The organism is Pseudomonas sp. NFX1, from assembly GCF_051123555.1.
GTDB lineage: Bacteria > Pseudomonadota > Gammaproteobacteria > Pseudomonadales > Pseudomonadaceae > Aquipseudomonas > Aquipseudomonas capeferrum.
This window is the reverse complement of record NZ_CP169366.1, coordinates 392,100-410,812: the sequence shown is the minus strand read 5'-3', so window position 1 is coordinate 410,812 and position 18,713 is coordinate 392,100. Positions and strand designations below refer to the sequence as shown.

21 protein-coding genes are annotated in these 18,713 nt (G+C 64.4%); 5 read left to right on the top strand and 16 right to left on the bottom strand.

The annotated features are described in order from the left end of the window. Positions 1–48: 48 nt before the first annotated feature. On the bottom strand, positions 49–945 hold the full coding sequence (locus DJ563_RS01830; RefSeq protein WP_274100454.1) for a DMT family transporter: 897 nt from the start codon (positions 943–945) through the stop codon (positions 49–51). 134 nt (positions 946–1,079) lie between these two features. On the opposite strand from DJ563_RS01830, the gene DJ563_RS01825 reads away from it, so the two are divergent. The 3 genes from DJ563_RS01825 to DJ563_RS01815 all read left to right on the top strand — a co-directional run bounded on the left by DJ563_RS01825 (position 1,080) and on the right by DJ563_RS01815 (position 4,265). Beyond that, positions 1,080–1,517: an Lrp/AsnC family transcriptional regulator gene (locus tag DJ563_RS01825; protein WP_033699412.1), complete on the top strand. Its 438-nt coding sequence runs from the start codon at positions 1,080–1,082 to the stop codon at positions 1,515–1,517. A 470-nt stretch (positions 1,518–1,987) separates the two neighbouring features. Continuing rightward, a complete protein-coding gene (locus DJ563_RS01820; RefSeq protein WP_434518716.1) occupies positions 1,988–3,520 on the top strand; it encodes an NCS1 family nucleobase:cation symporter-1 in 1,533 nt (510 codons plus the stop codon). Between the two features lie 16 nt (positions 3,521–3,536). Further along, positions 3,537–4,265: an aspartate/glutamate racemase family protein gene (locus tag DJ563_RS01815; RefSeq protein ID WP_434518715.1), complete on the top strand. Its 729-nt coding sequence runs from the start codon at positions 3,537–3,539 to the stop codon at positions 4,263–4,265. A gap of 120 nt (positions 4,266–4,385) precedes the next feature. Here the strand turns inward: DJ563_RS01815 and DJ563_RS01810 are convergent, their stop codons facing one another. From DJ563_RS01810 to ccmA, 15 genes are all read right to left on the bottom strand, one after another. Next, a complete protein-coding gene (locus DJ563_RS01810; protein ID WP_434518714.1) occupies positions 4,386–5,576 on the bottom strand; it encodes a D-amino acid dehydrogenase in 1,191 nt (396 codons plus the stop codon). 48 nt (positions 5,577–5,624) lie between these two features. Next, complete coding sequence (locus DJ563_RS01805) at positions 5,625–6,287, bottom strand: histidine phosphatase family protein (protein WP_274099865.1); 663 nt, start codon at positions 6,285–6,287, stop codon at positions 5,625–5,627. 276 nt (positions 6,288–6,563) lie between these two features. Then, on the bottom strand, positions 6,564–6,902 hold the full coding sequence (locus tag DJ563_RS01800; RefSeq protein ID WP_047583653.1) for an FKBP-type peptidyl-prolyl cis-trans isomerase: 339 nt from the start codon (positions 6,900–6,902) through the stop codon (positions 6,564–6,566). A gap of 449 nt (positions 6,903–7,351) precedes the next feature. Further along, positions 7,352–8,140, bottom strand: coding sequence for a PhzF family phenazine biosynthesis protein (locus tag DJ563_RS01795; protein ID WP_434518713.1), 789 nt, complete (start codon positions 8,138–8,140; stop codon positions 7,352–7,354). A gap of 51 nt (positions 8,141–8,191) precedes the next feature. Next, entirely contained in the window at positions 8,192–9,130 is a 939-nt protein-coding gene (locus tag DJ563_RS01790) for a 2-hydroxyacid dehydrogenase (protein WP_434518712.1), read from the bottom strand. A gap of 107 nt (positions 9,131–9,237) precedes the next feature. Then, positions 9,238–9,657, bottom strand: a complete 420-nt coding sequence (locus DJ563_RS01785) for a hypothetical protein (protein ID WP_033699422.1) — start codon at positions 9,655–9,657, stop codon at positions 9,238–9,240. Between the two features lie 12 nt (positions 9,658–9,669). Continuing rightward, positions 9,670–10,860, bottom strand: coding sequence for a c-type cytochrome biogenesis protein CcmI (gene ccmI / locus DJ563_RS01780; protein WP_274099868.1), 1,191 nt, complete (start codon positions 10,858–10,860; stop codon positions 9,670–9,672). Beyond that, entirely contained in the window at positions 10,853–11,341 is a 489-nt protein-coding gene (locus DJ563_RS01775; protein ID WP_274099869.1) for a cytochrome c-type biogenesis protein, read from the bottom strand. Before DJ563_RS01775 ends, ccmI begins: the two co-directional genes overlap by 8 nt. Further along, positions 11,338–11,874, bottom strand: coding sequence for a DsbE family thiol:disulfide interchange protein (locus DJ563_RS01770; protein ID WP_095063717.1), 537 nt, complete (start codon positions 11,872–11,874; stop codon positions 11,338–11,340). The genes DJ563_RS01775 and DJ563_RS01770 overlap by 4 nt, the downstream gene beginning before the upstream one ends. Further along, positions 11,871–13,844, bottom strand: a complete 1,974-nt coding sequence (locus DJ563_RS01765; protein WP_186656528.1) for a heme lyase CcmF/NrfE family subunit — start codon at positions 13,842–13,844, stop codon at positions 11,871–11,873. The genes DJ563_RS01770 and DJ563_RS01765 overlap by 4 nt, the downstream gene beginning before the upstream one ends. 11 nt (positions 13,845–13,855) lie before the next feature. After that, a complete protein-coding gene (ccmE, locus tag DJ563_RS01760; RefSeq protein ID WP_274099870.1) occupies positions 13,856–14,311 on the bottom strand; it encodes a cytochrome c maturation protein CcmE in 456 nt (151 codons plus the stop codon). Continuing rightward, positions 14,308–14,484, bottom strand: a complete 177-nt coding sequence (gene ccmD / locus DJ563_RS01755; protein ID WP_033699430.1) for a heme exporter protein CcmD — start codon at positions 14,482–14,484, stop codon at positions 14,308–14,310. Before ccmD ends, ccmE begins: the two co-directional genes overlap by 4 nt. Next, positions 14,481–15,248 (bottom strand): heme ABC transporter permease, encoded by a 768-nt coding sequence (locus tag DJ563_RS01750; protein WP_033699432.1) that lies wholly within the window; start codon positions 15,246–15,248, stop codon positions 14,481–14,483. Before DJ563_RS01750 ends, ccmD begins: the two co-directional genes overlap by 4 nt. A 46-nt stretch (positions 15,249–15,294) precedes the next feature. Then, a complete protein-coding gene (gene ccmB, locus DJ563_RS01745) occupies positions 15,295–15,972 on the bottom strand; it encodes a heme exporter protein CcmB (RefSeq protein ID WP_371097214.1) in 678 nt (225 codons plus the stop codon). Beyond that, on the bottom strand, positions 15,960–16,592 hold the full coding sequence (ccmA, locus tag DJ563_RS01740; protein WP_434518711.1) for a cytochrome c biogenesis heme-transporting ATPase CcmA: 633 nt from the start codon (positions 16,590–16,592) through the stop codon (positions 15,960–15,962). The genes ccmB and ccmA overlap by 13 nt, the downstream gene beginning before the upstream one ends. 132 nt (positions 16,593–16,724) lie before the next feature. Here ccmA and DJ563_RS01735 point away from each other — a divergent pair, with 132 nt between their 5' ends. Then, positions 16,725–18,281, top strand: a complete 1,557-nt coding sequence (locus DJ563_RS01735) for a flagellar hook-length control protein FliK (RefSeq protein ID WP_274099872.1) — start codon at positions 16,725–16,727, stop codon at positions 18,279–18,281. Next, positions 18,278–18,622 (top strand): EscU/YscU/HrcU family type III secretion system export apparatus switch protein, encoded by a 345-nt coding sequence (locus tag DJ563_RS01730; RefSeq protein ID WP_434518710.1) that lies wholly within the window; start codon positions 18,278–18,280, stop codon positions 18,620–18,622. The genes DJ563_RS01735 and DJ563_RS01730 overlap by 4 nt, the downstream gene beginning before the upstream one ends. Positions 18,623–18,713: the final 91 nt, after the last annotated feature.

Here is an 18,713-nt window from a genome sequence, read left to right as displayed (position 1 = left end):
GGCGGGTCGCAAGCTGGAAAAAGCGGCATTCTACCCTTGTCCGCCTCTTCAATGCTTGACTGCAACCCGCGCAGGGCGGAACCACCAGCCCTGCTGCATCCCTGCCGCCGCCAGCAGAATCAGCGCCACGCCGAGCCACTGCAAGGGTGCCAGCCTGTGCCCGAAGGCCACCCAGTCGACCAGGATCGCAGCTATCGGGTAAACGAACGACAGCGCGCCGGTCAGTGCCGTAGGCAAGCGTTGGATGGCGCTGTACAGCAGCACATACATCACCCCGGTGTGCACGATACCCAGGGTCACCAGGCTGGCCAATGCCGAGGTCTCGCCAGGCAGACCGCCCAGCTTGACCCACGGCGCCAGCAGCAGCACACCGGTTGCCACCTGGATCAAGGCAATCAGGTGCGGCGGCGTGCCTTTGAGGCGCTTGATGATCAACGCAGCGATCGCATACAAGAACGCCGCGCCCAGCGCCAGGCCGATGCCCAGCAGGTAATCCTCGCCACTGCCCTGCCCCGCACCGTGGGCACTGACGATAGCCAACATGCCAAGGAAGGCGACACTCAGCCAGGTGACCTTTGCCAGGGTGATCTTCTCCCCCAGAAACACCGCCGCCAGCCCCACCAGGATGAACGGCTGCACGTTGTACACCGCCGTGCCGATGGCAATCGAAGCGCGCGAATAGGAGGCGAACAGCAACACCCAGTTGCCAACGATGGCCACGCCGCTGGCAATCGCCAGCAAAAATGCGGTGCGGCCGATCACCCCCGGCTTGAGGAAGCCCAAGGAAGCACAGATCACCAGCAACGTGCCGGTGCCGAACACACACCGCCAGAACACCACATCGAGCACCGGCTGGCCCGACACCAGCACGAACCAGCCGATGGTCCCGGAAATCAGCATGGCAGCGACCATTTCCAGCGAGCCACGGCGCAATGAACTGTCCATCTCACACCTCCCGTTGACGATGGCAACAGTATGCAAAGGGCAGAGGGTGACCTTCCAGCGGATATCAAAGGCGTATCAGCCAACCTGCCTTTACTATCAAGGCAAATCAATCGAACAGCCTGACGAGGTGAAGCATGACCGATGCAATCGACCAACTGCTGATCAATGCACTGATGGAAGACTCGCGGCGTTCGCTCAAGGCCCTGGCGCAGATCAGCGGGCTGTCCGCCCCCAGCGTCAGCGAACGCTTGCGCCGCCTGGAGGAACGCGGTGTGTTGCGCGGTTACACGGTGGATGTAGACCCGCGCAGCTTCGGTTATCAACTGCAGGCGATCGTGCGTATCCGCCCGCTGCCGGGGCAGTTGCAGGAAGTGGAACGGCAAATCATTGCGCTGCCCGAATTCACTGAATGCGACAAGGTGACCGGCGAGGACTGCTTCATTGCCCGCCTGCATGTGCGCTCGATGGAACAGCTCGACACCCTGCTCGACCGGATCAATGTGCTGGCCGAGACCAATACCGCGATCATCAAGAAAAGCCCGGTCAAGCGACGCCTGCCGCCGATGGATTGAATCTGCGGCCTAAAGAAAGCCACAGCGGAAAGCTGACTATTTTTTGTACACAAGAATGTCACCTTAGGTGCCATTTTTGTGTGCACTTTTCTCAACCCTGCCCCATTACGTTACAACCTTTTCAGCGTCATTTCTGACCATTTGATCAACTAACAAGTGCACGCAAAAATAATAGCTGTTCAACTGGTCAACTTATATAGACGCTATTTCATTGACTTACCGTTCAACAACATAGATTCAAAATAGTGGCAACTTCGATGTCGCTATTCGCCTGGCATGGAACTCGCTTTTGTGTGTTCGTGTTTTGTATACAAGTTGAGCAAAACATAAATACACAAGAACTCGCGACGCCGACCAAAACTCGGCCGCCGCGCCCAGAACCCAGTGATGCCAACGCTGCACCGACGAGATGGCGAGCCCGTGCGCATTGCCCGCTCATCGCAGTCCACGTGCATCAGGAGCCTGCCGGAATGAGTACCAGCCTCAACCTTGCCCCTGAACTTTCCGTCGCCAGCAGCAACCCCGCGTCCACCCTTGCCGGGCCTGCGCCAGCACTCGACCTGAGCCCGCGCCTGCACAACCGCGACCTTGCCCCGACACGCCTCGAAGGCCGGCGCTGGGGCGGTTACAGCATCTTCGCGTTATGGACCAACGATGTGCACAACATCGCCAACTACTCCTTCGCCATGGGGCTGTTCGCCCTGGGGCTGGGCGGCTGGCAGATTCTCTTGTCGCTGGGCATCGGCGCGGCGCTGGTGTACTTCTTCATGAACCTGTCCGGCTACATGGGGCAGAAGACCGGCGTACCGTTCCCGGTCATCAGCCGCATCGCTTTCGGTATCCACGGCGCGCAGATACCGGCGCTGATCCGCGCAGTCATCGCCATTGCCTGGTTCGGTATCCAGACCTACCTGGCCTCGGTGGTGCTGCGCGTGCTGCTTACGGCCGTGTGGCCGCAACTGGCCGTGTACGACCATGACAGCATCCTTGGCCTGTCGAGCCTGGGCTGGGTGTGCTTCGTGGCAATCTGGCTGGTGCAGCTGGTGATCCTCGCCTACGGCATGGAGATGGTGCGCCGCTACGAGGCCTTTGCCGGCCCGGTGATTCTGCTGACCGTGGCCAGCCTGGCGGTGTTCATGTACTTCCAGGCCGACGCGCGCATCGCCTGGTCGGTGGCAGCGCCCCTGACCGGCTACGAGATGTGGCGCAACATCTTTGCGGGCGGTGCGCTGTGGTTGGCGATCTACGGCACTCTGGTGCTCAACTTCTGCGACTTCGCGCGATCTTCGCCGTGCCGCAAGACCATCCGCGTCGGTAACTTCTGGGGCCTGCCGGTGAACATCCTGGTGTTCGCGATGATCACCGTGGTGCTGTGCGGCGCGCAGTTCCAGATCAACGGCCAGATCATCGACAGCCCGACCCAGATCGTCGCCAGCATCCCCAGCACACCGTTCCTGGTATTGGGCTGCCTGGCCTTCCTGATCGTCACGGTGGCGGTGAACATCATGGCCAACTTCGTCGCCCCGGCCTTCGTGCTCAGCAACTTGGCACCCCGCCACCTGAACTTCCGCCGTGCCGGCCTGATCAGCGCCACCCTTGCGGTGCTGATCCTGCCCTGGAACCTGTACAACAGCCCGCTGGTGATCGTGTACTTCCTGTCGGGCCTGGGTGCCCTGCTCGGCCCGCTGTACGGGGTGATCATGGCCGACTACTGGTTGCTGCGCAAAGGCTGCATCAACGTGCCGCAGCTGTACAGCGAAGATCCGGCCGGCGCCTACCACTACACCAAGGGCATCAACCTGCGCGCCGTGGCCGCCTTCGTGCCGGCCGCACTGCTGGCCATCGTCCTTGCCCTGGTGCCCAACTTCCACAGCGTGGCGCCGTTCTCCTGGTTGATCGGTGCCGGTATCGCTGCCGCCGTCTATTTGCTGATCGCGCCACGCAACCGCCATTACCTGGATGTCAGCGGCGAGTGCATCGCCGTCGACCACAGCAGCCACTGATCAGGGAGAACCGTCCATGCGTATTCTGATTGCCAACGTCAACACCACTGAAGCCATCACCGAGGCCATCGCCGAGCAGGCACGCGCCGTTGCCGCGCCGGGTACCGAGATCATCGGGCTGACCCCATGGTTTGGTGCCGAGTCGGTGGAGGGCAACTTCGAAAGTTACCTGGCCGCCATCGCGGTGATGGACCGGGTGCTGGCCTACGAGGGCCCCTACGATGCAGTGATCCAGGCCGGCTACGGCGAGCACGGCCGCGAAGGCCTGCAGGAGCTGCTGAACGTGCCCGTGGTGGACATTACCGATGCTGCCGCCAGCACCGCCCTGTACCTGGGCCATGCCTACTCGGTGGTGACTACCCTGGACCGCACCGTGCCGCTGATCGAGGACCGCCTGAAGCTCTCTGGGCTGTATGACCGCTGCGCCTCGGTGCGCGCCAGTGGCCTGGCGGTGCTTGAGCTTGAAGCCGACCCGCAGCGTGCCGTCGAGGCCATTGTCGAACAGGCCGAGCGCGCCGTGCGGGAGGACAAGGCCGAGGTCATCTGCCTGGGTTGCGGTGGCATGGCCGGGCTGGATGAGCAGATTCGCCAGCGTACCGGTGTGCCGGTGGTCGATGGTGTGAGTGCAGCGGTGACCATTGCCGAATCGCTGGTGCGCATGGGCTTGAGTACTTCCAAGGTACGCACCTATGCCACGCCGAGGGTGAAGAAGGTGGTGGGATGGCCGATGCGCTTAGGGCGGTAAGGGGGCTTCGTCAAGAGCGGCCACTTCGCGGGGCAAGCCCGCTCCCACAGGTGCGCGCTATTCTCCAACGCAGCGCAATACCTGTGGGAGCGGGCTTGCCCCGCGAAGTGGCCGGTCCAGTCAGCGCAACATCCTGGCCAACCGCTCCCCACTGCCACAGGCCAAGGTAAAGCCTAATGCCCCATGCCCCAGGTTCAGCCACAGGTTTCGGTAAGCCGTAGCGCCAATGATCGGCACCCCGGTAGGGGTCGCCGGCCGCATCCCCGCCCACTCTACTGCCTGCCCGTAGTCGGCGGCATCGGGCAACGTATCAAGTGCCAGCCGGCGCATGCTGTTGAGCCTGCGCGCATCCACCGACTCGTCGAAGCCGACGATGTCCACCATCGCTGCAACCCGCAATTGCCGGTCCAGGCGTGCATAGACGATCTTGCGCTCGTAGTCGGTAAGGCTGAGTTCTGGCGCCCGATGTTCCGTGTTGATCGGCGCTGTCAGGCTGTAGCCCTTCAGCGGATAGACCGGCAGCCTCAAGCCCGGTAGCGCCAGCCCTGCACTGCGATGCCCCGCGCACAGCATCAGGCGCTGAACGTCAACCTGCTCGCCCCCAAGGTGCAGCGCAACGACCTGATCCTGATGGGCGACCAGCCGCGTCACGGGCCTGCCAAGCAGGAACCGGCACTGCCCGGATGCGCGCAAGCGCTCGGCCAGGCGTTCGCAGAAGCGGTGACAGTCGGCGACTTCCTCATCAGGCGTCAGAACCCCGCCCACGAACGGCGCCTCGGCCAATGCCGGCTCCAGGGCGCGCAGTTCGGCAGCATCGAGTACCCGTTGGCTGCTCCGATCAAGCAGGCGCTCACGCCCATGGGCGAACGCCCGCTCGCTGCGGAAGGCGACCAGTTTGCCATTACGCCGCCAGGCGAAATCGGTGAGCCCATCGGCCTCGCGCCAACGCGCCAGGGCGGCCTGGCTTTCCAGCGCCAACGTCAGCAGTTGTGCACCGTTGCGGCGGTTGACGCTGCGCCGGCAGGCCAGCATGAACGCCATCAACCAGCGCCACTGCGCCGGGTCCAGGCGCAACCGCAAGCGCAGCGGCGAGTCCCCCTGCAGCATCCAGCCCAACGCCTGCCAGAGCACACCGGCGTCGGCCAATGGCCCCACATAGCGGTAAGACAGCTGCCCGCCGTTGGCGAAACTGGTGGCAGACGCCAGGCGGTCCCGCGCCTCGATCAGGTCCACAGCAAGCCCCTCGCGCACCAGCGCATAGGCTGTCGCCAGGCCAATCACCCCGCCGCCAATTACCGTCACTTTTTGCATCTTGCAGTGCCCCTGTTTCGGCTTCCCTGCCAAGACAGTAACAGCGGATCAGGTCGGGCAGCTATGCGCGCCGTCGTTGAGGCCTTGGCGCACGTTGCGGCTGAGCAGGCTGGCCTTGCCGTCGTGCCAGGTCAGGGTCAGCACGTACAGCGTGTCGAAATCATCACCGTTCCAGTCTTCGGTGATCACCCGCTCTTCACCCAGGGCCTTGCCGGCCACGGTATTGATGAGTTCGGGCAGGTAGCCGTGGGACCATGCCGTGTAGACGGTCGCGTTGCGGTACTTGTCGCTCAGCAGTTCTTCGGCCAGCTCGTCGGTATCGTTGGCGCCGTAGTCGATGTTCACCGGCAGGCCCAGGCGGATGGCGCTGGGGGTGATGGTCATCAATGGGCGGATATAACTGTAGCTCTCGTCCTTGCTGCCTTCCTCGACATGCCGCGACGGGTTGGCGGCGAATACGTAGTCGGCATTGCCGAAACGCTCCGGCAGCAACGTGGCCAGGTCCAGTGCACGGTTGAGGCCTTGGCAGTTCAGTTGCCCCAGCCCTTCGCCGGGTTTCTCGGCGTGGCGCAGAAACACCAGGGTCTGCGTGCCATCGGCCGGCTGCGCGCGGCTTTCGACAGCTTCCAACGCCAGCGGTATGGCTACGGCTGTGAGCATCAGGCTTAGCAGCAGGTGGCGACGACGGCGGAGAAACGTTGGCAACTTCATCAAGGCAGGCTCATGTGGCAGAGAGAATCGAGTTGACCCGCCACCCAGCCCGGCGCCGCAGCCGCGAGGCGTCCTTGTAGTGAGTGCCATACTTGGCAACGAGTGAGGGTCAGAGTGCCTTGAACCCGTTTGGTTCCTCCCTGGCGTGTGATTGCCATTCCTTGAGCAAGGCTTAGGTTAGGGGATGGGTGTTGCTGAATTATGTATACCTTGCGCAATTTTCGGGGGGTGGTGTGCATGCCTTGATGATTGCACACCAAAAACCACATCAATCACTCAGTCATCCCGCGTCAGCACTTCCAGCAGTTCGATCTCAAACGTCAGGTCCGAATGCGGCGGAATCGCACCCACACTGCGCTCGCCATAGCCCAACTGCGCCGGCACCTGCAATTTGCGCTTGCCACCAACGCGCATGCCCATCAGGCCTTGGTCCCACCCTTTGATCACCCGACCGGTACCGATCACGCACTGGAAAGGCTTGCCGCGCGACCAGGACGAATCGAACTCGCTGCCGTCGGCCAACCAGCCGGTGTACTGAGTGGTGATCAGGGCGCCTTTGACGGCGGCCTTGCCGTCGCCTTCGACGAGGTCGATGATCTGCAGTTCGCTGCTCATGGCATGCTCCAACGCTGAAAAATCAAAGCCGCCCTTTTCTCAGGAATGCACAGGTTTGGCAAGCGCAGTCGGTGTTTCATGCTGGCGCATTGACTGCATCTTCGCCCGAGAGACAATGACTGGGGATGGCTTTGGGGTTTATAGGTGCATGTCTGGGGTTTTGCAGCGCCTATGAAATCGAGCGCCGCCCGCGCGGCGCATCGCGACGCAAGGCCGCTCCTACATCTGTTTCGGGCCAGTGAGGCCTGTGCCATTGGCGCGCGACCGCCTTGTTTGTACGACGCGATATCGAGGTGGGCACCAAGAGGCCGCGCGCCATTACCCCAGGAATAACTGGCCCGAAACAAATGTAGGAGCGGCCTTGCGTCGCGATGCGCCGCGCGGGCGGCGCTCGATTTCATAGGCGCTGCAAACCCCAAGGCCTACACCTTTAAGCCCACACACCCAACTCAGATAAACACACTCCCCCGCAAGTACAACGCCCCCCGCCCGCTAATGATCACCCGACCATTGCCCGGCACTTCGCAACGCAGCTGCCCCTTGCGCGCCCCACCCTGCTGGCAGCTCAAAACACCCTTGCCCAACCGTTCGGCCCACAACGGCGCCAGTGAGGTATGCGCCGACCCCGTGACCGGGTCCTCATTCACACCAACCCGCGGACCAAACCAACGGGTGACAAAATCATACCCGCGCCCCGGCGCAGTCACGGCGATACCGCGCACGGCAAAAGCCGACAGCGCAACGAAGTCCGGCTTCAGCGGGTCAAGCAGCGAGGCGTCATCAATCACCACCACATAGTCGTCGGACTTGTACACCGCCCGCGCACCGCTCAAGCCCAGCGCCTCCAGCAAGCCTGCCGGCACCTCCACCGCAACCGGCTGCTTGGCCGGAAAATCCATCGCCAACAGCCCATCAACACCTCGGCTGACGCGCAATTCGCCACTGCGGGTATTGAAACGCAACACTGGCGCCTGCTCACCCAGCTGCTCGAACAGCACATACGCCGAGGCCAGGGTGGCATGGCCACACAGGTCGACTTCGACCGTCGGGGTGAACCAACGCAGGTCGTAACCCTCGCCGTTACGCACGAAATAGGCGGTTTCGGACAAGTTGTTCTCTTCGGCGATACGTTGCAGCACATCGTCTGGCAGCCAGCTTTGCAGCGGGATCACCGCCGCCGGGTTGCCACCGAAGGGTTCAGCGGAAAACGCATCGACCTGGAAGATCTCGAGTTGCATGCACACACTCCTTGTTGGCCGGGCCGCGGCCGGGCACCTGTATGAAAAGGGTCAGTCGCGAACCGGGGTCAGCACCGGCTCGCCGGCGAAGAACGCCTGCAGGTTGCGCAGCACCAGCATCACCGTGTCCCGCGCAGCCTCCGGCGACTGGCCAGCCACGTGCGGGGTCAATACGGTGTTGCCGAGGGCCTTGAGGGCATCGGGCACTTCGGGCTCGTCATCGAACACGTCCAGCGCAGCGCCGGCAAGCTGCCCGCCCGCCAGCGCCGCCACCAGGGCCTGGGTGTCCACCACGCTGGCACGGGCGATATTCACCAGGTAACCCTCGGCCCCCAGGGCTTCAAGCACCGCAGCATCGACCAGATGACGAGTAGTGGCGCCGCCAGGCGTGGCCACCACCAGGATGTCGACGGCATCGGCCAGGTGCAACGGGCTGTCGTACCAGGTGTAGGGCACGCTCTGCCGAGGGGTGCGGCTGTGGTAGCTGATGCTCATGTCGAAGCCGAGGTTGGCACGCTTGGCGATCGCCAGCCCCACTGCCCCCAGGCCGAGAATGCCCAGGCGCTTGCCGCTCACCGAAGGGCTGATTACCCGGTTCCACTCGCCGCGGCGGGTACTGGCGTCGGCACGGGGAATGTCGCGCAGCAGCGCCAGCAGCATGGCCAGGGTATGGTCGGCGACTGCGCTGGCATTGGCCCCGGCGCCGTTGGTGACGGTAATACCACGGGCGGCGGCGGCGGCCAGGTCGACCTGCTCGTAGCCGGCCCCGATCACGCAGATGATCTGCAATGCGGGCAGCGCATCGATCTCTGCGGCAGTCAGGCCCAGCGGGCCACGGGTGAGCACCGCATCGATTTGATGGGCGTGGCGCTGGATGGCGTCGGCACGCAGTTGCGGCGACGGGGCGCGAATCAGCCGATAACCCGCCTGTTCCAGCAAGGGCAGGTAATCGTCGACGGTTTCTACCAACACCAGGACTGTCTTGCTCATGCCACCTCCGCGTCTTATCGAAGGGGCATTATGCGGAGTCAGCGGGCGGTACAGTCAATCGGTAATTGAGCAGTCAACTGTACTGTACCGGGAGGGCATCTCTGAGCCTATTGGGCGAAGGCGCGTCCGAGGCCACCCGGAACACCGCTGCTGTCGGTGCCCTGCCATGGGCCATCCGGGCTCAGCGACCAGCTCCAGCCGCCGTCGTAGCGGTAATAGGTGCGCTGGCGATAGAAGGTGTTGGGCTTTTTCTCCAGCACGTATACACCCAGTTTCGGGTCCCAGTGGCTGGCTCCCCCTGGCGGCGGGGCGAAGCTGGCGGAGGTACGTGGCATCGGTTTGGGGGTGGCCGCAGGTTTGCTTGGCGAGGTCGAAGGCTGCCCGCCCGGCAGCGGTTTGACCACCGGCCCCTGGTGCGGCGGCACCCGCTCGATCGGCGGCGCGGGCTGCTCGTAAGGCTCATGCACCGTACACGCGGACAAACCCAGGGCAAGGGTGATCAGGGTCAGGCGGACGGTGCTGTGCATGGCAATGCTCTCTTACGGGTCAGGGCTGTCGATGGTGAGGTGCTGCGTGGCCTGGGTGGCAGTGGCCAATGGCGAACCCTGGCCGATCCACTCGCCGTGGGTCGGTTGGCCGGCACGCGAGACACGGGCAACCAGTTGGACTTCGGTAAAGTCCGACAGTTTCATCTGCGGCATCATCGCGTCGGCATCGGACAACTCCACCTCGATCGGCAACTGCGCCACGGTCACCCGCTTTGCCGCCAGCGGCATCGGCGGGCCGTTACTGGCACGGGCGAAGATGAACACCGTGTCGTCTGGCTTGACCTTGTCCTTGAGCGCCGCAGCCAGCTCCACCCGCACCGTCAGGCGGGCAGCCACCGGCGCCACGGACGGGCCAGGCTCACTTCCCAGGCGCTCGGCAGCACGGTCGATACCCCCCTGCAAGGCGGCACGCGATGCATCGCCTTCGGGCAGTTGCGCCAGCAGGCGCTTCCAGTAGTCGATGGCTTCCTGGTAGCGCTCCCCCTCGAAAGCGGCAATACCGCGCAGCCCCAGGCTGGTCACTTCGTTGGGGTCGGCCTTGAGGGCTTCGTCGGTCAGTCCCTGCAGCTGCGGGTTCCATTGCTTGTCGGCAGCGAAGTACTGCGCCTGGGCCCACTGCCCTAGCAACTCGGGCTGGCGCCCGGCCAAGGCCACCGCACGCTCGAACGTACGCGCCGCATCGGCTGGACGCTGCTCGGCCATGTAGGCACGGCCCAGGAAATACAGGGCCTCGGCCGAATCTGGCTGGGCCTTCACGACCCGTTCAAGGCGTGTGGTCATCTCCTCCATGGTCTTCGGCGCCTGGGCAAACTCCTGGGTCAGCTCAACCTTGTCGGCCGCGCCAAAATGCAGGTACAGCCCCAAGGCCATCAGCGGCACCAGCACCGCCGCCAACAGCGGCAGGGTTTTACCCAGATGGCCCTGGCGTGGGGGCTCGCTGCCTTCGGTGTCGGCCAGCAGCTCGCGGGCCGCCTCGTCACGGCCCTTGGCCAGCTGCGCCTCGTCGAGCACGCCAGCGGCCTGCTGGGCCGCCAGTTCGGCAACGCGTTCCTGGTACAGGGCAACGTTCAGGGCGGTGCGGTCTTCCTCTTGCTGACGGCGACGGCCACGCAGGATCGGGATCAGCAGAAAGCTGAGGGCAGCGAGCAGCAGGAGGCCCGCGCTAAGCCAGAATTCAATCATGGGTCTGTTCTTTTTCCAGCAGTTTGGCGAGACGTTCGCGTTCTTCGACGGACAGCTCATTGGCACCGTGGGCCACCGTGGCGCGGCGGCGACGCACAATCACCACCAGCACCACGAAGCCGCCGGCCAGCAAGACCCCCGGGCCGAACCACAACAGCCAGGTACGCGCGCTGAGCGCCGGCTTGTACCGCACGAAATCGCCGTAGCGGTCGACCATGAAGTCGACGATCTGCGCGTTGTTCTTGCCTTCGCCCAGCATGCGGAAGATCTCGCGGCGCAGGTCGGCGGCAATCGGCGCGTTGGAGTCGGCGATGTCCTGGTTCTGGCACTTGGGGCAGCGCAGTTCCTTGGTCAGTTGCTGATAACGCTCACGTTCGGCGTCGTCGCGAAACTGGTAGGTATCGATGGCCGCCCTGGCCACACCGGCCAGGCCCAGGCCAAGGGCCAACCCCAGCACCACGGCTGCCAGCCCCCGCCTCATGGCTTGGCCTCATCGACCAGGCCCTGGTACAGCGGCGCCAGCTGTTCGCGCCAGACGCTGGCATCGACGATACCCACGTGCTTGTAGCGGATGATGCCCTTGGCGTCGATCAGGAAGGTTTCCGGCGCGCCATACACGCCCAGGTCCAGGCCCAGGGTGCCCTGCTCGTCGCGGATGTCCAGCTGGTACGGGTTGTGGTATTCGGCCAACCACTTCAACGCGGCGCCATTGTCGTCCTTGTAGTTGACCCCATGAATCACCACGCCTTGCTCGGCCAGCTGGTTCAGGTACGGGTGCTCGACCTTGCACGACGGGCACCAGGTGCCCCACACATTGACCAACGCCGGGCGGCCCAGCAGGTCGGCCTGGGTCAGGTTGCGGTCACCCTGCACCGAGGCCAGGGCAAACGCCGGGAAGGGCTTGCCGATCATCGCCGAGGGCAGCTCGTCGGGCTTGAGGAACAGCCCCTTGTAAAGGAAAACCGCCACCAGCAGAAACACCGCCAGTGGCACCACCATGATCCAACGCTTCATGCAGCTGCTCCAGACACGCCCAGGACATCACGCACCCGGGTCTTGACCTTGACGCGGTAACGCCGGTCGAGGGCCGCCAGCAACCCGCCCAGGCCGGTCAGCAGACCGCCCAGCCAGATCCAGCGGACGTATGGCTTGATATGCACGCGCACCGCCCAGGCACCGTTTTCCAGCGGCTCGCCCAGGGCGACGTACAGGTCGCGGGTGAAGCCTGCGTCGATGCCAGCTTCGGTCATCATCGACTGCTGCACGGTGTACAGCCGCTTCTCGGGGTGCAGCGTGGTCACTTCACGGCCATCGCGGGACACCACCACGGTGCCTTTGTCGGAGATGAAGTTCGGCCCCTCGAAGTGCTTGGCGCCCTGGAACAGGAAGTGATAACCACCCAGCTCGACACTTTCACCCGGCGCCATGCGCAGGTCGCGCTCGGCACTGTTGTTGCTCGACAGCACCACGCCCAGTGCGCACACTGCCAGGCCAAAGTGCGCCAGCTGCATGCCCCAGTAGCTGCGGGTGAGGCCGCGCATGCCCTTGGCCAGGCCCTTGTGACGGGTTTTTTCGAGCACATCACGCAGCCCGCTGAGCACCACCCAGGCCGCGAGGGCAAAGGCGGTCAGCGTGGGCCAGTCGAAGTCGTCGACGATAAAACCGGCGACCGGGGCCAGTACCGCACTGCCGATCAGCACCGGGGTCATCATGCTCGCCAGCCACTTGCCGGGGGTGTCCTTCCAGCGCACCACCACACCGAAGCCGAGCACGACCATCAACAGTGCCATCAGCGGCAGGAACAACGCATCGAAGTACGGCGGGCCGACCGACAGCTTGGCCCCGGTCAGGGCATCGAGCACCAGCGGGTACAGGGTGCCGAGCAGAATCATCGACGCCGCCACCACCAGCACCAGGTTGTTGGCCAGCAACAGCGTCTCGCGCGACCACAGGGCAAAGCCGACCTGGCTCTTGACCACCGGCGCGCGCAGGGCGAACAGGGTCAGCGAGCCGCCCACCACAAACAGCAGGAAGATCAGGATGAACACGCCGCGTGACGGGTCGGCGGCGAACGCATGCACCGAGGTCAGCACCCCGGATCGCACCAGGAAGGTGCCCAACAGGCTCAACGAGAAGGCTGCGATCGCCAACAGCACGGTCCAGCTCTTGAACACCCCGCGTTTCTCGGTCACCGCCAGCGAGTGGATCAATGCCGTGCCCACCAGCCAAGGCATGAACGAGGCGTTTTCCACCGGGTCCCAGAACCACCAGCCACCCCAGCCCAGCTCGTAGTAAGCCCACCAGGAGCCCAGGGTGATGCCCACACCGAGGAAGGCCCAGGCGACAATGGTCCACGGCCGCGACCAGCGCGCCCAGGCCGCGTCAAGGCGCCCGCCGAGCAAGGCGGCGATGGCGAAGGCGAAAGCCACCGAAAAACCGACATAGCCCATGTACAGCATCGGCGGGTGGACGATCAGGCCGATGTCCTGCAGCAGCGGATTGAGGTCGCGACCGTCGGTCGGCACTTGCGGCAGCAGGCGCTGGAACGGGTTGGAGGTGATGATCAGGAAGCTCAGGAAGCCCACGCTGATCATGCCCATCACCGCCAGCACACGGGCCAGCATCACTTGCGGCAGCTGGCGCGAGAACACCGACACGGCGAAGGTCCAGCCCCCCAGGATCAACGCCCAGAGCAGCAGCGAGCCCTCGTGCGCGCCCCACACGGCACTGAACTTGAAGTACCAGGGCAAGGCGCTGTTGGAGTTGCTGGCCACATAGGCAACCGAGAAGTTGTCGGTCATGAAGGCATGGGTGAGGCAGGCGAAGGCAAAGCTGAGGAAGGCAAATTGCCCCCAGGCCGCCGGCCGCGCCAGGCTCATCCACAGGCTGTCACCGCGCCACGCGCCGAGCAGCGGCACGCTGGCCTGCACGGCGGCAAAACAGATGGCCAGGATCATCGCCAACTGGCCGAGTTCGGGAATCACCAGCGCCGCGTTCATGGCTTGGCCTCCGCGCCCGCAGCGGCCTGGCCGCTTTCCTTCAAGGCCTTGGTGACCTCGGGCGGCATGTACTTCTCGTCGTGCTTGGCCAGCACTTCATCGGCCACCACCACACCTTCACCATTGAGCTTGCCCAGGGCAACGATGCCCTGTCCTTCACGGAACAGGTCGGGGAGGATGCCGCGGTAGGTGATCGGCACCGACTTGTTGAAGTCAGTGACCACGAAGCGCACGTCGAGCGAGTCAGCCGAGCGCTGCACCGAACCTTTTTCGACCATGCCGCCAGCCCGAATACGGGTATCCAGGGGGGCTTCGCCATTGGCGATCTGGGTTGGCGTGTAGAACAGGTTGATGTTCTGCTGCAATGCGCTCAGGGCAAAGCCGACGGCAATCCCGACACCGACCAGCAGGCCGGCGATGAGCAACAGGCGTTTCTTGCGCTGCGGATTCACTGGTTGTTCTCCCGGCGCAAGCGGCGCGCCTCATCTTGCAGGTAGCGACGGCGGGCCAGCAGTGGGGTGGCGACATTCAGCGCCAGTACCGCCAGGCAAATGCCATAGGCCGTCCACACGTACAGGCCGTGGTGGCCCATGGCGAGGAAATCACCGAACGAGGCAAAACTCATTGCGCGGCCCTCCGCCCCAGGCTGTTCAACACTTCCTCCTTGACCCAACTGGCGCGTGCCTCGCGCTTGAGCACCTCAAGGCGCATGCGCAACAACAGCACCACGCCGAAGAAGCAGTAGAAGCCCAGTGCCGTGCACAGCAGCGGCAGCCACATCTCGGCGGGCATCGCAGGTTTTTCGGTGAGGGTGAAGGTGGCGCCCTGATGCAGGGTGTTCCACCACTCCACCGAATACTTGATGATCGGTATGTTGATCACCCCGACGATGGCCAGCACCGCGCAGGCCTTGGCCGCGCTGTCACGATTACTGATTGCCTGGCCCAGCGCAATAATGCCGAAGTACAAGAACAGCAAGATCAGCATCGACGTCAGCCGCGCATCCCACACCCACCAGCTACCCCAGGTCGGCTTGCCCCAGATGGCGCCGGTGACCAGCGCCACGGCGGTCATCCAGGCGCCGATGGGCGCGGCGCATTGCAGGGCGACGTCGGCCAGTTTCATCTTCCACACCAGCCCCACCACCCCGGCCACCGCCAGCAGCACGTAGCACGATTGCGCCAGCATCGCCGCCGGCACATGGATGTAGATGATGCGGAAACTGTTGCCCTGCTGGTAATCCTGGGGCGCGAACGCCAGGCCCCAGGTGACGCCCACCAGCAACAGCACGATGGCGCAGACGGTCAGCCATGGCAGCATGCGGCCGCTGATGGCATAGAACCATTTGGGAGAACCGAGTTTGTGGAACCACGTCCAACTCATTTTCATCAGGGTACATCCAGGGTATTAGCCGGGCTTGAGAGCCCAGGACTCGTTATTCGCCGACGCTGATCTTCAGGCCGGCCGCTATCGCAAAGGGTGCCAGTGTCACCGCCAGGGCCGTGAGGCTGGCAAGCCAGAGCAGGTGGCCAGTGGCGGGCATATTCTGCAACGCCGCCTGCAACGCACCACTGCCCAGGATCAATACAGGGATATACAACGGCAGAATCAGCAACGCCAGCAGCAACCCGCCACGTTTGAGGCCGACCGTCAGCGCCGCACCCACTGCACCCAACAGGCTCAGCACCGGCGTGCCCAGCAGCAAGGAAGCGAGCAGCACCGGCAGGCAATGGCTGGGCAACCCCAGCATCAGCGCCAGCAGTGGCGCCAACAATACCAGCGCCAGGCCGGAAAAGATCCAGTGCGCCAGCACCTTGGCCAGCACCAGCAGCGCCAGCGGGTGGGGCGACAGCACCCACTGCTCCAGCGAGCCGTCCTCGAAATCGCTGCGGAACAGGCCGTCCAGCGATAACAGCACGGCCAGCAAGGCCGCGACCCACACCAGGCCAGGTGACAAGGTTTGCAACAATTGGCTTTCAGGGCCGACTGCCAGCGGGAACAGGGCAACCACGATGGCGAAGAACACCAGTGGGTTGGCCAGTTCTGCGGGGCGGCGGAACAACAGACGCGCTTCGCGGCGCAGCAACAGGATGAATACGCTCATGCCGCCCATTGCCCCAGGTTCAGTTCACGGTAGCCCGACGGCTTGCGGTCAAGGCTGTGGTGGGTGGTCAGCACCACCGTGCCACCCTGCTCGCAATGCGCCGCCAGGTGCGCTTCGAGCTGCGCCACACCTTGTTTGTCGAGGGCGGTGAACGGTTCGTCGAGAATCCACAAAGGCGGGCTGTCCAGGTACAGCCGGGCCAGGGCCACACGGCGCTGCTGGCCAGCCGACAAGGTATGGCAAGGCACGTCTTCGAAGCCGCGCAGGCCGACCGCCGCCAGCGCCGCCCAGATGCGCTCGGCGCTGGCGGGCTGATGCAGGGCACAGAGCCAGGTGAGGTTCTCTTCGGCGGTGAGCAGGTCCTTGATGCCCGCAGCGTGGCCGATCCACAGCAGGATGCTGGCCAAGGCATGGCGCTGGTTGGCCAGCGGCTTGCCGCCCAGCAGGATCTGCCCGGCGGTCGGCTGCATCAACCCGGCCAACAGGCGTAGCAAGCTGGTCTTGCCGCTGCCGTTGGGGCCGCTGATCTGCAGCATGTCGCCGGGCCGCAGCTCGAAATCGAGCTGCTCGAACAGCAGGCGCCAGTCGCGCTCGCAGGCCAGGCCTGCGGCTTGGAGATGAAGGGTCACGGTTTCGCCTTATCCAGTTTACGGCTCAAGTCGCCCCCCTCGCTGCCGTTATACTGGCAGTGGCGGGCGGGCGGCATTATTACATGCACGGCCTCGCTGCCAAGAGGCGGGTTCGACAGGTTGTATACAATCATGACTGAAATCAATAGTCTCGGCGCACAAACCGCGATCAGCGCCCAGGCCATCAAGGCGGGCATGACAGGCGAACTGCTGCGCCTGACCCAAGCACAGCCCGGCTTGATCGCCCCCGGCGAAACGGCGCAAGCCGAGGTCGTGTCGCTACGCCAGCTGGGCCGGGAATTCCAGGTCGTGCTGCGGCTGATCCAGGCCAACGGCGCCCAGACCCAATTGCAGGCCAGCGCCAGCCAGCCGCTACCCCCCGGCAGCCAAGTCACCGTCAGCCAGACCGAGGGCAATCGCCTGGCGATCATGCTGCAACAGGCCAGCGCCAGCAACATCGCCACCCTCACCCGCCTGGACACGGCCAAAGTACCGGTAGGCACCCTGTTGCAGGGCAAGGTCCTGACCAACCAGCCCATCCTACAAGCGCCTGGCCAGGCGGCCGGTTACCGGGCACTGGTGAGCCTGCTCAACAGCGCGCAGGCCGGTGCCACCCTGACCATCGACAGCCCGCGCCCGCTGCCCGTAGGCAGCCTGCTCAGCGCGCGGGTGCAAGGCGACCAGTCGCTGCAATTCGTACCGCTCAGCGGCCGGCAAGACCAGCTCAGCATCGCCCAGCAACTGCTCACCCAGCAAAATCGCCAAGCCTCGTTAACCGGCCTGCTCAGTGCATTGCAGCAGGTCGCCCGCGACCCCGGCGCCGACGGTAGCCTGCGCAGCAGTGCCGAGCGTTTGCTGGCGGGGTTGCCGGACGTGCGCCAGCTCGGCGATGCCAAAGCCGTCGCCCAGGCCCTGAACAACAGCGGTACCTTCCTCGAAGCGAAGCTGCTGGGCGGCTTCCCAGCCAGCGTGGCCACCGACCTCAAGGCCCATCTGCTCAGGTTGATCACCCAGGCCTCGGTCACCGCGCCCGGGGCACCGGCCCTGATGCCAAGCACCTTGGCCCTGACCCTGCCGGCCCTCGCCCGTGGCGCCTTGGGCATGCTCGACCGGGTCAGCCCGAAACCGCAACCAGGGGCGTTTCCGCTGCCTTCGCGGCTACTCAAGGCCATGGAAGACGAAGGCGACCTGCAACAATTGTTGCGCCTGGCTGCTGCGGCCGTTTCACGCCTGCAGAGCCATGCCATGAGCAGCCTGCAACAGAGCGGCAACCTTGAAAACGGCAACCTGCAGACCACCTGGCAGACTGAAGTGCCGATCCGCCATGGCCAGGAATTCATCCCGCTGCAAGTCAAGCTGCAACGCGAAGAAACGCCGCAACAGCAAGCTGACCGCCAGCACCAAGAGCAAGACCCGCTACAAGCGCTGTGGCGTATCGAGTTGGCCTTCGACCTCGCTCCGCTTGGCCCTTTGCAAGTGCAGGCACAACTGAGCCAGGGCCGCCTGAACGGGCAACTGTGGGCGGAGCGGGAACAGACCGCGCGGCTGATCGACAGCCAGCTCGGCACCCTGCGCGAGCGCCTGCTGGCCAGGGGCCTGGACGTCGGCGACCTGGAATGCCACCCCGGCACCCCACCCCAAGGCCCCCGCACGCGAGTCGAACAACGCTGGGTGGACGAAAACGCATGAGTGGCAAAACACCGCGCCAGGCCATTGCCCTGAGCTACGACGGCCAGCAGGCCCCCACCCTCAGCGCCAAGGGCGACGATGCCCTGGCCGAGGCGATTCTGGCCCTGGCCCGCGAACACGAGGTGCCGATCTACGAAAACGCCGAGCTGGTGCGCCTGCTGGCACGGCTGGAGCTGGGCGACCAGATACCCGAGGCGCTGTACCTGACCATTGCCGAAATCATTGCCTTTGCCTGGCAACTGCGTGGCAAGGTGCCCGTCGGCTTCAACGACGCAGCGGCTGGCGAACGGGACATCACCCCCGACCCCGCGCGCCTGCCGTTTGGCAACAGCATCGAGTAACGCCGGCCGTAACAGCCGCTGCAGTATCTACCACCCTGCCCCCCTGTGCCTGCAAGACCCTTGGGTTCCACCTTGCCGATCACAGGTTCCT

Bases quoted from the DNA above. Each gene is read 5' to 3' on its own strand.
- DJ563_RS01830 (WP_274100454.1), bottom strand. From the start codon at position 945: ATGGACAGTTCATTGCGCCGTGGCTCGCTGGAAATGGTCGCTGCCATG.
- DJ563_RS01825 (WP_033699412.1), top strand. From the start codon at position 1,080: ATGACCGATGCAATCGACCAACTGCTGATCAATGCACTGATGGAAGAC.
- DJ563_RS01820 (WP_434518716.1), top strand. From the start codon at position 1,988: ATGAGTACCAGCCTCAACCTTGCCCCTGAACTTTCCGTCGCCAGCAGC.
- DJ563_RS01815 (WP_434518715.1), top strand. From the start codon at position 3,537: ATGCGTATTCTGATTGCCAACGTCAACACCACTGAAGCCATCACCGAG.
- DJ563_RS01810 (WP_434518714.1), bottom strand. From the start codon at position 5,576: ATGCAAAAAGTGACGGTAATTGGCGGCGGGGTGATTGGCCTGGCGACA.
- DJ563_RS01805 (WP_274099865.1), bottom strand. From the start codon at position 6,287: ATGAAGTTGCCAACGTTTCTCCGCCGTCGTCGCCACCTGCTGCTAAGC.
- DJ563_RS01800 (WP_047583653.1), bottom strand. From the start codon at position 6,902: ATGAGCAGCGAACTGCAGATCATCGACCTCGTCGAAGGCGACGGCAAG.
- DJ563_RS01795 (WP_434518713.1), bottom strand. From the start codon at position 8,140: ATGCAACTCGAGATCTTCCAGGTCGATGCGTTTTCCGCTGAACCCTTC.
- DJ563_RS01790 (WP_434518712.1), bottom strand. From the start codon at position 9,130: ATGAGCAAGACAGTCCTGGTGTTGGTAGAAACCGTCGACGATTACCTG.
- DJ563_RS01785 (WP_033699422.1), bottom strand. From the start codon at position 9,657: ATGCACAGCACCGTCCGCCTGACCCTGATCACCCTTGCCCTGGGTTTG.
- ccmI (WP_274099868.1), bottom strand. From the start codon at position 10,860: ATGATTGAATTCTGGCTTAGCGCGGGCCTCCTGCTGCTCGCTGCCCTC.
- DJ563_RS01775 (WP_274099869.1), bottom strand. From the start codon at position 11,341: ATGAGGCGGGGGCTGGCAGCCGTGGTGCTGGGGTTGGCCCTTGGCCTG.
- DJ563_RS01770 (WP_095063717.1), bottom strand. From the start codon at position 11,874: ATGAAGCGTTGGATCATGGTGGTGCCACTGGCGGTGTTTCTGCTGGTG.
- ccmD (WP_033699430.1), bottom strand. From the start codon at position 14,484: ATGAGTTTTGCCTCGTTCGGTGATTTCCTCGCCATGGGCCACCACGGC.
- DJ563_RS01750 (WP_033699432.1), bottom strand. From the start codon at position 15,248: ATGAAAATGAGTTGGACGTGGTTCCACAAACTCGGTTCTCCCAAATGG.
- ccmB (WP_371097214.1), bottom strand. From the start codon at position 15,972: ATGGGCGGCATGAGCGTATTCATCCTGTTGCTGCGCCGCGAAGCGCGT.
- DJ563_RS01735 (WP_274099872.1), top strand. From the start codon at position 16,725: ATGACTGAAATCAATAGTCTCGGCGCACAAACCGCGATCAGCGCCCAG.
- DJ563_RS01730 (WP_434518710.1), top strand. From the start codon at position 18,278: ATGAGTGGCAAAACACCGCGCCAGGCCATTGCCCTGAGCTACGACGGC.